General features: G+C 61.0%; 12 protein-coding genes. 11 read left to right on the plus strand and 1 reads right to left on the minus strand.

Going from position 1 to position 13799, the window contains the following annotated elements:
* The first annotated feature begins 12 nt into the window (after positions 1-12).
* Positions 13-906 carry a LysR substrate-binding domain-containing protein gene (locus ABH944_RS23875; RefSeq protein ID WP_404609692.1) on the plus strand — a complete coding sequence of 298 codons (894 nt, stop codon included), beginning with the start codon at positions 13-15 and terminating at the stop codon, positions 904-906.
* 54 nt (positions 907-960) lie between these two features.
* A complete protein-coding gene (locus ABH944_RS23880) occupies positions 961-1584 on the plus strand; it encodes a trimeric intracellular cation channel family protein (RefSeq protein ID WP_404609691.1) in 624 nt (207 codons plus the stop codon).
* Between the two features lie 21 nt (positions 1585-1605).
* Here the strand turns inward: ABH944_RS23880 and ABH944_RS23885 are convergent, their stop codons facing one another.
* On the minus strand, positions 1606-2511 hold the full coding sequence (locus tag ABH944_RS23885; protein ID WP_404609690.1) for a LysR family transcriptional regulator: 906 nt from the start codon (positions 2509-2511) through the stop codon (positions 1606-1608).
* Positions 2512-2807: 296 nt separating this feature from the next.
* Between ABH944_RS23885 and ABH944_RS23890 the strand changes: the two genes are divergently transcribed.
* The 9 genes from ABH944_RS23890 to ABH944_RS23930 all read left to right on the plus strand — a co-directional run bounded on the left by ABH944_RS23890 (position 2808) and on the right by ABH944_RS23930 (position 13752).
* A complete protein-coding gene (locus tag ABH944_RS23890) occupies positions 2808-4352 on the plus strand; it encodes an MFS transporter (protein ID WP_404609689.1) in 1545 nt (514 codons plus the stop codon).
* A 273-nt stretch (positions 4353-4625) separates the two neighbouring features.
* Entirely contained in the window at positions 4626-4844 is a 219-nt protein-coding gene (locus ABH944_RS23895; RefSeq protein WP_404609688.1) for a hypothetical protein, read from the plus strand.
* Between the two features lie 371 nt (positions 4845-5215).
* Positions 5216-6205, plus strand: a complete 990-nt coding sequence (locus ABH944_RS23900; RefSeq protein WP_404609687.1) for a MurR/RpiR family transcriptional regulator — start codon at positions 5216-5218, stop codon at positions 6203-6205.
* Positions 6202-7182 carry an isoaspartyl peptidase/L-asparaginase family protein gene (locus tag ABH944_RS23905; RefSeq protein WP_404609686.1) on the plus strand — a complete coding sequence of 327 codons (981 nt, stop codon included), beginning with the start codon at positions 6202-6204 and terminating at the stop codon, positions 7180-7182. Before ABH944_RS23900 ends, ABH944_RS23905 begins: the two co-directional genes overlap by 4 nt.
* Before the next feature lie 72 nt (positions 7183-7254).
* Positions 7255-9168 carry a dipeptide ABC transporter ATP-binding protein gene (locus ABH944_RS23910; protein ID WP_404609685.1) on the plus strand — a complete coding sequence of 638 codons (1914 nt, stop codon included), beginning with the start codon at positions 7255-7257 and terminating at the stop codon, positions 9166-9168.
* 88 nt (positions 9169-9256) lie between these two features.
* Positions 9257-10819, plus strand: a complete 1563-nt coding sequence (gene gsiB / locus ABH944_RS23915) for a glutathione ABC transporter substrate-binding protein GsiB (protein WP_404609684.1) — start codon at positions 9257-9259, stop codon at positions 10817-10819.
* 125 nt (positions 10820-10944) lie between these two features.
* A complete protein-coding gene (gsiC, locus tag ABH944_RS23920) occupies positions 10945-11865 on the plus strand; it encodes a glutathione ABC transporter permease GsiC (RefSeq protein ID WP_404609683.1) in 921 nt (306 codons plus the stop codon).
* Between the two features lie 13 nt (positions 11866-11878).
* A complete protein-coding gene (gene gsiD / locus ABH944_RS23925) occupies positions 11879-12781 on the plus strand; it encodes a glutathione ABC transporter permease GsiD (RefSeq protein WP_404609835.1) in 903 nt (300 codons plus the stop codon).
* Between the two features lie 137 nt (positions 12782-12918).
* Complete coding sequence (locus tag ABH944_RS23930) at positions 12919-13752, plus strand: M55 family metallopeptidase (protein WP_404609682.1); 834 nt, start codon at positions 12919-12921, stop codon at positions 13750-13752.
* Positions 13753-13799: the final 47 nt, after the last annotated feature.

Below are 13799 nucleotides of genomic sequence, written 5' to 3' on the forward strand. Positions count from 1 at the left end.
AGAAAAACTTACATGAAAAATATCCCGCCATTAACCGCGCTCAAATGTTTCGAAGCGGCGGCCAGACTCGGTGGCGTCACGCTCGCTGCCCGCGAACTCCACGTGACCCACTCGGCGGTCAGTCAGCAGATCAGGATTCTCGAAGACACCATGGGCGTCGCGCTCTTCGTGCGTGAAGCGAGAGGGTTGCGGCTGACGGAAGAAGGACGTCTCTATGCGCTCGAAATACGCTCGGCGCTTCGCGACATTGCAAACGCGACACTTCTGGCCCAGGCCCGCCCGCAAGAAAGCGAATTGGTCATTGCAACGCTGCCGTCGTTTGCTTTGCATTGGCTGCTGCCTCGTCTGTCCAGCTTCCGCGAGCATCATCCGTATTACCGTGTCCGCCTGCAGACGAGTCTCGAGATACAGGACATGCGGCACGGTCTGGCCGACGTCAGCATTCGAATGGGACAAGGCCATTGGCCCGGTCTCGCCCAGAAAGAGTTGTTCAGCGACGAACTGCTGATCGTGGCTGCGCCGCATTTCAACGGAGGTCAGCTTCCTCGCTCCGCTGAGGAGATCGTGGCGTGTCCGTTGATAAGAAGCACCGATGCACCCTGGACCGACTGGTGCCGCGCAGCCAACGTACGCGAACCCGACAATGCGAGCGGACTCTTCGCGAACGATTCGAATGTCGTATTGGGCGCCGTGCGGCTGGGGCAGGGCATTGCGCTTGAACGGCGCACGCTCGTTGCCGATGCGATGAGTCGAGGCGAGCTCGTCCAGATCACCGATATCCACGTGTCATACCCGTATCCGTATTGGCTCGTCTGGCAGCAGCGCGAGGTGTTGAGCGTGAAGCAGGCGCATTTCATGGAATGGATCGACGCCGAGGTGAAGCGCTATCTGGAGCGCGCCGCTTGATGGGAAACCGTGCGTTCCGCGATACTCCGACAACATCAATCGCAGACCTGAACGATGAAGAAAATCGAAACGATAGTCCTGGTAGCTGATCTTGCGGGCACGGCCGTGTTCGCCGCCGAAGGGGCGATCAGCGCCATGCAGGGCGGACTCGACCTGCTCGGGGTGATGGTCCTGTCGTTTGCCGTGGCGCTTGGCGGCGGCGTGATTCGCGACCTGCTGATCGGCGCGACGCCCCCTAATGCCGTGCGCGACTGGCGCTATCCGGCGCTTGCGTTCCTCACGGGCTTGCTGACTTTCATCTTACATAGCGAGGCCCGCACTCTCCCGGCACCGTTGCTCATGGCGGTGGACGCAGCCGGGCTTGCGCTATTCGCCGTCGCGGGCGCGCAGAAGGCGATGAGCTACGGTATCGGGCCGTTTATATCGACATTGATGGGTACGATCACCGGCGTGGGTGGTGGCGTTGTACGCGACATCCTGCTGGCCCGCGTGCCGATGGTCCTGGTCGCCGATATCTATGCGAGCGCCGCATTCGCGGGTGCAGTCGTGCTGGTTGTCAGCCGTCGCTTCGGACTTTCGCCGATGGCCGCCGCGCTCCTCGGCGGCGCCGCGTGTTTCATCTTGCGCGTGGCTGCTGTCACGTATGGATGGCAGTTGCCTAAGGTCACCCACTGGTGAAAGACAGCGCTCGCGGCAGCCTCAACCCGCAATCATCCCGGGAATCTCGGCGACCAGTGCGTCGATAGCGCGGCGCGTTTTCGAAGGCAGGTAGCGCGTCTGCGGCCACACGGCATGGATATCCTGCGGCAGCATCCCGCAGCTGTTCATGACGACCACCAGTTCACCGGTCTTCTGGTAACGCGACAGCAGCCAGCTGGGCAGCCACGCCAACCCAAAGCCTTCGATTGCCGCCGCGGCTATTGCCTGCACATCGTCCAGGCTCACCTGCGGCTGGATGCGCGCCTGCCGCACCTGGCCGTCGGCATCCCGTACCTGCCAGGGCGACAACGCGCCGGCGCGCGAGTAAGCAATGCCCGCGTGTCCGTCCATCTCTTCGAGACTCGCGGGCAGCCCGTGGCGCGCCACATACGACGGCGCGGCGCCAATGCTCGAGTACTGCGTGCCTAGACGGCGCGCCGCGAGGCTCACGCTGTCGCGTAACTCGCCGATGCGAACGGCAAGGTCGAAGCCTTCTTCCACCAGATCCACCGCGCGGTCGCTGAACGAAATGTCGATCTGCAATTGCGGATGTCTGGAAGCGAGGCGTAGCAGCACAGGCGCCACGCAGAGATGACCGAAGGCGATTGGCACGCTGACGCGCAAACGGCCGCGCGGCTCGCGCCGGCCGCTTTCCAGATCGGCTTCAGCCGCATCCAGTTCGGCCAGCGCACGCACGCAGCGATCGTAGTAGGTCTGGCCGTCTTCGGTCAGGCTCTGGCTGCGCGTGGTGCGATGGAGCAGGCGCACACCAAGACGCGATTCGAGCCGCGCGATCACCTTGCCCACAGCCGAGCGCGTCAGGTTCAAACGCTCGGCGGCCAGCGCGAAACTGCCTGATTCGACCACCTGGACGAAGGTGGTCACGCCGTGGAGCTTGTCACTCATACCCAACCTTTATTGGTTCCACTAGAGATACATTGATAGGAAATCAATTAATCAATGACGACTTCAGTTCCCTCTATATTACCTTTTCACCCGCTGGCGCCAAGCGTTGCCTGCATTACCCGCATTGGCCGATATCGAGCGGGTCCATCAATCTTCCGGTGTGGATTCAACATGCACAATTATCGAATCAAGCTCAGTGATTTATTCAGCGCGTATTGCGAGTCAAACCGCGAACCTTCCACACTCACATGCGGGGGGCGCGGGTAGCCGGAGCATCCGGCCAACCTGTGATATTCATGACACTCGTTCATCCCCGAAAAAACTCGGTTGCATTGACTGCCATTTGTCTGGCTTCGCTCATGTTCGGCCTGGAAATTTCCAGCGTGCCCGTGATATTGCCAACCCTCCAAAAGGTACTCCAGGGCAATTTCAAGGAAATGCAATGGATCATGAATGCGTACACCATCGCCTGTACCACGGTTCTGATGGCGACCGGGACGCTTGCAGACCGCTTTGGCAGAAAGCGCATTTTCATGATCGCCATTGTGATGTTCGCAATCACATCGCTGATTTGCGGGCTGGCGCAGAGCGTTTCGGTGTTGATTGTGAGCCGCTTCCTTCAAGGGATAGCCGGCGGGGCAATGCTAATTTGCCAGGTAGCGGTTTTATCGCATCAGTTCCAGGAGGGACAGGCCCGTACCAGAGCCTTTGGCGCCTGGGGAATCATATTCGGGATTGGCCTGGGTTTTGGGCCGATTGTAGGCGGGGTAATCGTGGCGGTATCGGATTGGAAATGGGTGTTTCTAATCCACGTTCTGATTGCAATGGTGACGTTGGCCCTCGTTTTCAAAGGGGTTAACGAATCCAGCGATCCGCAAGCCAAAAAATTGGACCTCCTGGGAATTGTCACGCTTTCCCTGTCGGTTTTCGGCCTGGCGTACTTCATTACGCAAGGGCCGGGCCTTGGTTTTACCAGCGTCACGGGAATCAGCATTCTGATTGCGGCGGTGATCAGCTTTATCCTCTTTATATTCGCGGAGAAGATGAATGCTCATCCCATGTTCGATTTTTCCGTGTTCAGGATACGCAATTTTTCGGGAGCGCTGTTTGGGTCAATGGGCATGAATTTCAGCTTCTGGCCATTCATGATTTATCTGCCAATCTATTTCCAGAGCAGTCTGGGTTACGACAGCGTCACTGCCGGATCAGCACTTCTGGCTTATACGCTTCCCACGCTGGTGATACCGCCGCTGGCCGAACGCCTCTCGCTTCGATATCACCCGGGTGTCGTCATTCCGCTGGGCCTGTTCACGATCGGCACGGGTTTTATCCTGATGCGGGCGGGCAGTGGCGCGGAGCATGCCAGTTGGCTGACCATGCTGCCGGGTTGCCTGTTGGCCGGTATCGGATTGGGACTGACCAATACGCCCGTGACCAATACGACGACCAGTTCGGTTCCGAGCACGCGCGCGGGCATGGCTTCGGGCATAGACATGAGTGCCAGGCTCATCTCGCTGGCCATCAATATCGCCTTGATGGGATACATCCTGATAGAAGGGATCCTGTCGTCCTTGAGAAGCTCGTTGTCAGGATCTCTGGATGCACGGCAACTGCGCTCCTTGGCGGAAAGAATAGCCGCAGGCGATCTTGGGGCGCTTGGCCAGGGGTTTCCAGGATCAGGCGCGATGGATTCTTCAGGACCGGCCGTTCATGCAGCGCTCGTGCATGGATTTGGTCTCGTGATGCTGTACGGGTGTATTGGCGCCTGGGTGTTGGCCGTGGCCAGTTTCGTGATGTTCGGTCCGAGAGAAAGGGGGCAGGAGATAAGTCCGGTGGTCTGAGGTGCAGGTTGTGGTTCCTGGTTGACGGGCACTCGACGCGCCACGGAACCGCCTGAATTCGCCAGCGGAGGTCCCGCGACCGCCTCATTTCCGCCTCATTCTCAAATCAAAAAGGGCTCGTCAAATCAGATTTCGACCTGAAATTGATTCCAGGATCATTTTTCGACATTTCGATCCCGTGGGAAAGCCTGAAAAATTTGATGGCGACCGCTTACTCTTAAGCCTCTGTTTACCTATCATGGAAGTGCAAGGGCAGAGGACGCGGGAGGCATCATGGACGAGTTCGTGAATACGGTAATGGACATTGTGGGAGCCGCGTCGCGATTAACCTTGCACAGTTCCGCCATTGATTTGATCAACGTCCTGGTCGGCCTGGGCGGCTTGGCGCTCGTGGCAATTATCCTGTTGATCAACGAGTCGAAATCGCCAGATAAAAACCGGGAGCGCACCCCTGATCACCACCGGCATTGGTGGATGCATCATCGGCACTGAGCAGGATCCGTGCAGTGGTTTTCGGCACGGGTTGAGAAGACCTCTGCGCCGTCGCAGCAGTAGTGGCTTTGCCACTGAAAAGCGCGCTGAATAATAATCAGGATACCTGCTATTTTCATGGACGACGCCATCGTACCGGGCGTCCATCTCTATCGCGTCTAAATGCTTCCACCCATCGCAGTAAAATAAATTCGGCATGCTTCGGATTCCCTGAGTGCGCGGCCGAACAAACGGGTCTCCATCCCCCGGACAATTGCGCTCCGACCCTGCTCAGGGCAAACCCTCTCAATGAAAATACATTTTTTTTGAGATTAATTTCATGTAAATATACTTTCATCGCCGCTCTTTCGGCTTCCCGCCGCCCCCTCTTCATGCCCGATCGTCCGTCCGCTGCATCCGCCCCATCAGGACTGAACATCGCGGCGCTTATCGTGGCGGCAATGCCGGGCCTGACGCCTATCCATCGCCGGATGGGCGCCTATGTGCAGGCCAACCTGTTCCGGGCGGCGACCATGCGTATTGATGAACTGGCAGATGCCGTCGGCGCTTCCGTGGCAACCGCGAACCGCTTCGCACGTGCGCTCGGCTTCGACGGTTACCCCGCATTTCGCGGCGCGCTGGTGCGCGGTTTCGAAGCGACGCTTGCGCCGGTCGAGCGCTTGCGTTCAGCGCAGGAATCGCCCGCGAGCGGCGACGAGTTGCTCGGTGCGTCGCTTGAACAGGCCGCGGTCAACTTGCGTTTGACACACAGTGACATTGACGGTGCCGCAGCAATTGCAGCGGTCGAAGCCATTCTTTCCGCACGCCGCGTGTTTGTGCTTGGCGCAGGCTCGAGCGCGTTTCTTGCCGGGCTGATGGAGCACGGCCTGATGCCTTATCACGACAACGTGCAATCGCTTGCTTTCGTTGGCGGGCCGACGCACGCAGCGCGCCGCCTCTTCAGCGCGGGCCCGGGTGATCTTGTGATCGGCATTGCGTTTCCCCGTTATGTCGACGACACCATCCAGCTCGCGCGCCGTGCCGCGAGCCTGGGCGCCCGCGTGCTCGCGTTGACCGACAGCGTCAACTCGCCGCTTGGACAATTCGCGGACCTGACGCTGTGCGTCCGCTCGGAACGGCGGCTCGCGGCGAACTCGGACGCGGCGGTGCTGGCCGTGATCGAAGCAATCTGCGATGCCGTTGCGTATCGCACCAAACGCTCCGCCAAAGCCGCCGCCGACATGACCGAATTCGTGTTGCCGTGGCTGACCGGGACCTCGTCCGGCGAAAGCAGCCCGTCAACACCGGGCTCGTCGAATCGTTCAGCGAGCAAACGCCCGAAACCCGGTACTCCGCGACCCAACAGACAGCCGAAACGATGAACCAGACCGCAGTCATTGCCATTCATGGCGGCGCAGGCACGATCCTGCGCACGCTGATGGACCCAGACGCCGAGCAGCGCTACCACGCAAGCCTGCGCGACATCCTGGCGGCAGGCCAGAGCATCCTGGCCGGCGGCGGCAGCGCACTCGACGCCGTGAGCGAAGCCGTGCGTCTGCTGGAAGACAACCCGTTGTTCAACGCCGGGCGCGGTGCCGTTTTCACAGCCGATGGCACGCATGAACTCGACGCTGCGATCATGGACGGCAGCACGCTCGAAGCAGGCGCGATCTGCTGCGTGACGCGTCTGCGCAATCCGATCCTCGTCGCGCGCCGCGTGCTCGAAGCCAGCGACCATGTGATGTTCACCGGCGCCGGCGCGCAAGCATTTGCCGTGGCTCAGGGGTTCGAATTGGTCGACCCCGCATATTTCCATACCGACGCCCGTCACAAGCAATGGCTGCTCGCACGCGGCGAGCAGCGCGTGATGCTCGATCACGACGGCGCCACGTTGGCGGATGGCGAGACTGAGCCCACGCCGCACGAACCCATCGATCCGAACAGGAAGTTCGGCACGGTCGGCGCCGTCGCACTTGACCGGCACGGGCATCTGGCAGCCGCCACATCAACAGGCGGGGTCACCAACAAACAGGCCGGGCGGGTGGGCGATACCCCGTTGATCGGCGCAGGCTGCTATGCCGACGATGCAACCTGCGCGGTGTCCACGACGGGCTCCGGCGAGATGTTCATGCGGATGGTCGCCGCTTACGACGTTGCTGCGCAAATGGCGTATCGCGGAGTATCGCTGGAAGAGGCCGCCGCCGATGTCGTGATGAAACGCCTGCCACGCATCAATGGCCGCGGTGGACTGATCGCCGTCGACGCGCGCGGCAACGTCACGTTGCCGTTCAATACCGACGGCATGTACCGCGGTTTCGCGCGGGTAGGCGTTGCACCGGTTACGGCGATCTATCGCTGACGCTTGTTCGTCCGTTGCCCGGCACGGCGCGAGTCATCGCCCGAGCCGTGTTCATTCCTTGAGGAAAACATCGTGCCGACTTCACCGCACATTGCACGCCCACGTCTGGACACCTTGCCGCCGCAACGCGTGCTTGCTGTCGACGATCTTTCCATCGCGTTCCGTCAGGGTGACAAGGCTTTTAACGCGGTGCGCAACCTGTCGCTGACAGTGGATCGCGGCGAGACCCTGGCGATCGTCGGTGAATCGGGGTCCGGCAAGTCGGTGACGTCCCTCGCGCTGATGCGTCTGATCGAGCATGGCGGCGGCCGTATCGCCGGCGGCTCCATTGCGTTCCGGCGGCGTGACGGCCAGGTGCTTGATCTCGCGCGTGCTTCGTCCGCCACGATGCGTTCGATCCGTGGCGCCGATATCGCGATGATCTTCCAGGAGCCGATGACATCGCTGAACCCGGTGTTCACCGTGGGCGACCAGATTGGCGAAGCGATCGCGCTGCATCAGCACAAGAGCCGCAGTGCCGCCCGTGCGGAAACCTTGCGTTTGCTCGAACTGGTGCGGATTCCCGAAGCGCGCCGCGTGGCCGCGCGGTATCCGCATCAGTTGTCGGGCGGCATGCGCCAGCGCGTGATGATTGCAATGGCGCTGTCCTGCAAGCCCGCGCTGCTGATCGCCGATGAACCGACCACCGCGCTCGACGTCACGATCCAGGCGCAGATCCTGCAACTGATCCGCGGCTTGCAGGACGAGATGAACATGGGCGTGATCTTTATCACGCATGACATGGGCGTGGTCGCCGAAGTGGCCGACCGCGTGCTGGTGATGTACCACGGGGAGAAAGTGGAGGAGGGAAAATCCGGACCGCTGTTCGCCGCACCGTCGCACCCCTATACGAAGGCGTTGCTGGCTGCTGTTCCGCGTCTTGGCGCAATGTCGGGCACCGACTCGCCGGCCAAGTTCCCGATTCTCACGGTGGAACAAGCCGGTGCCGATGAAACCCTGGTTCCGGCGCCGGCGGTCGCGCACGAAGCGCAGTCGGCCATTGCGAATACCACGCCGCCCATCCTTCGTGTGCGCGATCTGGTGACGCGCTTCCCGGTCCGGACCGGATTGTTCGGACGATTGACGGGTCGCGTGCATGCCGTGGAGCGAGTCAGTTTCGACTTGCGTCCGGGCGAAACGCTCGCGCTGGTGGGGGAGTCAGGCTGCGGCAAATCGACCACGGGCCGTTCGCTGCTGCGACTTGTGGAAAACCAGAGCGGCTCCATCGAGTTCGACGGCAACGAGATCAGTTCGCTGACCGGACCCGCGCTGCAGGCATTGCGCCGCGACATCCAGTTTATTTTCCAGGACCCGTTCGCGTCCCTGAATCCGCGCCTGACAGTGGGCTTCTCGATCATGGAGCCTCTGCTTGTGCACGGCGTATCGCAAGGCGCCGAGGCGCAGGCGCGGGTTGCATGGTTGCTCGACAAGGTGGGTCTGCCGGCCGAAGCCGCGCGCCGCTATCCGCACGAGTTTTCCGGCGGACAACGCCAGCGCATAGCCATTGCCCGCGCGCTCGCATTGAATCCGAAAGTGGTGATCGCCGATGAATCCGTGTCGGCGCTCGATGTGTCCGTGCAGGCGCAGATCGTGAACCTGATGCTCGATCTGCAGCGTGAACTCGGCGTGGCTTATCTGTTCATTTCGCATGACATGGCGGTAGTCGAGCGGGTCAGCCACCGCGTGGCGGTGATGTATCTCGGGCAGATCGTCGAGATCGGACCGCGCCGCGCGGTGTTCGAAGCGCCACAGCACGCATACACGAAAAAACTCATGGGCGCGGTGCCGGTTGCCGATCCGGCGCGACGTCACGCGAAGCGCGTGCTGGCCGCCGATGAAATGCCGAGCCCGATTCGCGCGCTCGACGACCAGCCGGTGTTCGCCCCGCTGGTCATGGTCGGTCCGGACCATTTTGTAGCCCAGCATCGAATTGGCGGTGCGTACTGAACGTTACTGGTTGTTCGGCATGCAAACCGTTTCTGATTGCAACCTTGTTTATCCGCATTTATTACCAAGCTGCCTGGAGCCCACCCCTATGAACTCGCATGTCCCGTCTTCTCCGTTTCGTTTGCGCGCGTTGCTGGCCGGCAGCGCGGTAGTCTTCGCCATGCTCGCGAGCGGGGCGGCGCACGCCGAACAAACCGCCGTGATGGCCGTTGCATCGACCTTTACGAGTCTCGATCCCTACGACGCCAACGACACGCTCTCACAAGCTGCCGCGAAGTCGTTCTATCAAGGCCTGTTCGGTTTTGACAAGGACATGAAACTTATCAACGTGCTCGCGACCAGCTACGAGGCCAGTCCTGATACACGGGTCTATACGTTCAAGCTGCGCCAGGGCGTCAAGTTCCAGGACGGCACCGACTTCAATGCAGCGGCGGTGAAGGCCAACTTCGACCGGGTGACCGATCCGGCGAACAAGCTCAAGCGCTACAACCTGTTCAACCGCATCGATAAAACCGAGGTGATCGATCCGTACACGGTCAGGATCACGCTCAAGACGCCGTTCTCGGCGTTCATCAACGTGCTCGCGCATCCGTCGGCGGTCATGATCTCGCCGGCTGCCATGACGAAGTGGGGCAAGGACATCGGCTTTCATCCGGTCGGTACAGGTCCGTTCGAGTTCGTGAAGTGGGACCCGGCGGGCGACCTGACAGTGAAGAAATTCACCGGCTACTGGAAGACGGGGTATCCGAAGATTGATGCGATCGACTGGAAGCCTGTTGTCGACAACAACACGCGTTCCGCGCTGATGCGCACCGGCGAAGCCGACTTCGCCTATCAGGTGCCCTATGAACAGGCTGCCATGCTCAAGACCGATCCCAACGTCGACGTGTTCGCGGGACCGTCGATCTTCGCGCGTTATATCAGCCTGAACGTGATGAAAAAACCGTTCGATAACCCGAAGGTCCGCGAAGCGCTGAACTACGCAGTGAACAAGGACGCGCTCACGAAGGTGGCGTTCTCGGGCTACGCCACGCCGGCCGATGGTGTCGTGCCCCAAGGCGTGGATTTCGCAACGAAAACCGGACCTTGGCCGTACGATCCCGCCAAGGCGCGCGCCCTTCTGAAAGAGGCCGGTTATCCGGACGGTTTCGAATCCACCCTCTGGTCGGCGTATAACAACTCGACCTCGCAGAAGGTCATTCAATTCGTGCAGCAGCAACTCGCGCAGGTCGGTGTGAAGGTGCAAGTGGAAGCACTCGAAGCAGGGCAGCGCGTAGCGAAGGTCGAGAGCGCACCGGACCCGGCAACCGCGCCTGTGAGGATGTATTACGCCGGCTGGTCGTCGTCGACCGGTGAAGCCGACTGGGCAATCTCGCCGCTGCTGGCGTCGACTTCGATGCCACCGAAGCTTGTGAATACCGCTTACTACAAGAACGATGCGGTCGACACCGACCTGTCGAAGGCGCTCGAAACCCCCGACCGCGCGCAGAAAACGGCGCTGTACGCGGACGCGCAAAAACGCATCTGGGCCGACGCGCCGTGGATCTTCCTGGTCCAGGAAAAGCTGCTCTATGCGCGCAGCAAACGTCTGTCGGGTGCCTATGTAGCGCCGGACGGTTCGTTCAACTTTGACGAGATCGCGATCAAGTAAGGTTGTTCGCCCGGGTCCGGTAGGAATGCTCGTTATGCCGGACTCCTCCGTATTCTTTTTTGCTGTCATGCGCTGTGGGCGGCAACGTCCGTCCAAAGCGGCTGCATCACAGCCGGATCGCCGTCATGCTGAACTTTCTCGCCAAACGTCTGCTGGGCCTGCTGCCGACGCTTTTTATCGTCGCCGTGCTGGTGTTTCTATTCGTGCATCTGTTGCCGGGGGACCCGGCGCGCCTTGCCGCCGGTCCCGAAGCCGACGACGCCACCGTCGCCCTGGTACGCAGCGACCTCGGTCTCGACAAGCCGCTGCCGCAGCAATTCGTGCACTTTTTTTGGCGCATTGCGCATGGCGATTTTGGCGTCTCGACACGCAGCAAGCGGCCTGTCAGCGCCGAGATCGGCGAGCGGTTCATGCCGACCTTGCTGCTGACGCTGGTGAGCATGGTGTGGGCGGTAATCTTCGGGATGGCGGTGGGGATAACGTCGGCAGTGTGGCGTAACCGATGGCCCGACCGCCTCGGCATGACGCTGGCGGTGTCGGGCATCTCGTTCCCGGCGTTCGCGCTCGGCATGCTGTTGATGGAAATCTTCTCGGTGAAACTGGGGTGGCTGCCGGTGGTCGGCGACGGTTCATGGCAAAGCTACGTGCTGCCTTCGCTGACGCTAGGCGCGGCGGTTGCGGCAGTCATGGCGCGCTTCACGCGTGCATCTTTCGTCGAAGTGATGCACGAGGATTTCGTGCGCACCGCGCGCGCCAAGGGCGTGCCGGAGTGGCTGGTGATCGTGAAGCACAGCCTGCGCAACGCAATGATTCCGGTCGTCACCATGATGGGGCTGCAGTTCGGTTTCCTGCTCGGCGGTTCCATTGTGGTCGAGGTCGTATTCAACTGGCCGGGACTCGGGCGCCTGCTGGTCGATGCCGTTGCCATGCGCGACTATCCCGTGATCCAGGCGGAGGTGCTGCTGTTTTCGCTTGAGTTCATTGTCATCAATCTGGTTGTCGACGTGCTGTATGCCGTCATCAATCCGACCATCCGTTTCAAGTGAGATCAGCATGAGCATGACAGGCAGTGGGGCAAATATCGTGGCGCCGGGAACGCAGGCAGACAGCGCGATCCGCACGCCCTGGGGCGAGTTCTGGCGCAAGTTCCGCAAGCAGCATGTGGCGCTTGCGGCGGGCGTTCTGGTGCTGCTGCTCGTGGTGGCGGCGATCGTTGCGCCGCACATTGTTCCGTATGACCCGGAGAACTATTTCGACTACGACGCGCTGAACGCGGGGCCATCGGCGGCACACTGGTTTGGTGTCGACTCGTTGGGCCGGGACATTTTCAGCCGGATCTTGTCGGGTACGCGTATCTCGCTTTCAGCGGGTTTCCTGTCGGTTGCCATCGGTGCGGCGATCGGTACGTTCTTCGGTCTGCTTGCCGGTTACTACGAAGGCTGGTGGGATCGCATCACCATGCGTGTGGCGGATGTCCTGTTTGCATTTCCGGGCATCCTGCTCGCGATCGGCGTGGTGGCCATTCTCGGCAACGGCATGGTCAACGTGATCTGCGCGGTGTCCATCTTCAGCATTCCGGCGTTCGCACGGCTCGTGCGCGGCAATACGCTGATGCTCAAGCAACTGACCTATATTGAAGCCGCGCGAAGCATAGGCGCGTCGGACTGGACGATCATCATGCGGCATATCCTGCCAGGGACCATATCGTCGATCGTCGTGTATTTCACGATGCGAATTGGTACCTCGATCATCACCGCGGCGAGCCTGTCATTCCTCGGTCTTGGCGCGCAACCGCCTACGCCTGAGTGGGGCGCAATGCTCAACGAAGCACGCGCAGACATGGTGACGGCGCCGCATATCGCGTTGTTTCCGAGCCTCGCCATTTTCGTGACCGTGCTTGCGTTCAACCTGCTCGGCGACGGCTTGCGTGACGCGCTCGATCCGAAGCTCGACCGGCAATGAGCCACATGCACCTCGCGCGCCGGTCCTCTATTGGCGTATTGCCGTGCGGGCCGCGACGGCCATCGACGTCTTTCATTACTCGACGCCGCGCCCCGATTTCGCGCGGCTGTTGACCTGACCTGATCTAAATTTTCCCGATGAACATCCTGATTTCAGTCGATATAGAAGGCGTTGCCGGCGTGTTCCATCCCGAGCAAACTCGTGCGGGGAACGGCGAATATGAACGCGCCCGCCGCTGGATGACGCTTGAAGCCAACGCCGCGATACGAGGGGCATTTGCCGGCGGCGCAACCCAGGTCCGGGTCAACGATTCGCACGGTGGGTTTCGCAACGTGCTGCCGGATCTGCTGGATGCCCGGGCGCAGGTCGTGCTCGGCAAGCCCCGGACGCTTGGCATGATGGCGGGGCTGGAATACGGAACCGAACTCGTATTCATGATCGGATACCACGCGATGTCGCAGAGCCGCGGCATTCTCGCGCACACCATCAACAGCTTCGCGTTTGCGCGGGTGCTGCTGAACGGCGTGGAGACCGGTGAAGCAGGGTTGTATGGTGCGCTGGCAGCGGAATACGGTGCGAGGGTCGTGCTGCTTTCGGGCGACGATATTTTCGCCGGGGAAACGCGAGTGCAATTTCCCGACGCAAGCTTCGTTATTACCAAGAGCGCGACCGGTCACGCGAGCGGCATGACACAGACGCCAGAAAGCGCGTGCGTGGCGATCGAGCGCGCGGCGCGCGCGGTGGTTGAACGTCACGTGGCGGCCGGCGCAATCCGCGACTCCGACCGTGTGTTACCCGCACCGGTTGAATGCGAACTGCGTGTGCAGACTACTGCGCTTGCCGATCTGTTTTGCCAGTGGCCGTCGCTTACGCGAGTGGACGGTGTGACACTGCGCTTTAACGCAGCGTCCGTCGAACATGTGGTGCGGATGTTGAACTGCCTGTCGGCGATGTCGTTCATGCTGAGATGAGTGTTCGGAGTCTCATGCAGGGCGTTCCACACAGAACTGACTGACAG

The organism is Caballeronia udeis (assembly GCF_044909315.1).
In the GTDB taxonomy this organism is placed as follows: Bacteria; Pseudomonadota; Gammaproteobacteria; order Burkholderiales; family Burkholderiaceae; genus Caballeronia; species Caballeronia udeis_A.

Excerpts from the sequence above, each read along its gene's own strand:
- ABH944_RS23875 (WP_404609692.1), top strand. The coding sequence starts at position 13 with ATGAAAAATATCCCGCCATTAACCGCGCTCAAATGTTTCGAAGCGGCG.
- ABH944_RS23880 (WP_404609691.1), top strand. The coding sequence starts at position 961 with ATGAAGAAAATCGAAACGATAGTCCTGGTAGCTGATCTTGCGGGCACG.
- ABH944_RS23885 (WP_404609690.1), bottom strand. The coding sequence starts at position 2,511 with ATGAGTGACAAGCTCCACGGCGTGACCACCTTCGTCCAGGTGGTCGAA.
- ABH944_RS23890 (WP_404609689.1), top strand. The coding sequence starts at position 2,808 with ATGACACTCGTTCATCCCCGAAAAAACTCGGTTGCATTGACTGCCATT.
- ABH944_RS23895 (WP_404609688.1), top strand. The coding sequence starts at position 4,626 with ATGGACGAGTTCGTGAATACGGTAATGGACATTGTGGGAGCCGCGTCG.
- ABH944_RS23900 (WP_404609687.1), top strand. The coding sequence starts at position 5,216 with ATGCCCGATCGTCCGTCCGCTGCATCCGCCCCATCAGGACTGAACATC.
- ABH944_RS23905 (WP_404609686.1), top strand. The coding sequence starts at position 6,202 with ATGAACCAGACCGCAGTCATTGCCATTCATGGCGGCGCAGGCACGATC.
- gsiB (WP_404609684.1), top strand. The coding sequence starts at position 9,257 with ATGAACTCGCATGTCCCGTCTTCTCCGTTTCGTTTGCGCGCGTTGCTG.
- gsiC (WP_404609683.1), top strand. The coding sequence starts at position 10,945 with ATGCTGAACTTTCTCGCCAAACGTCTGCTGGGCCTGCTGCCGACGCTT.
- gsiD (WP_404609835.1), top strand. The coding sequence starts at position 11,879 with ATGACAGGCAGTGGGGCAAATATCGTGGCGCCGGGAACGCAGGCAGAC.
- ABH944_RS23930 (WP_404609682.1), top strand. The coding sequence starts at position 12,919 with ATGAACATCCTGATTTCAGTCGATATAGAAGGCGTTGCCGGCGTGTTC.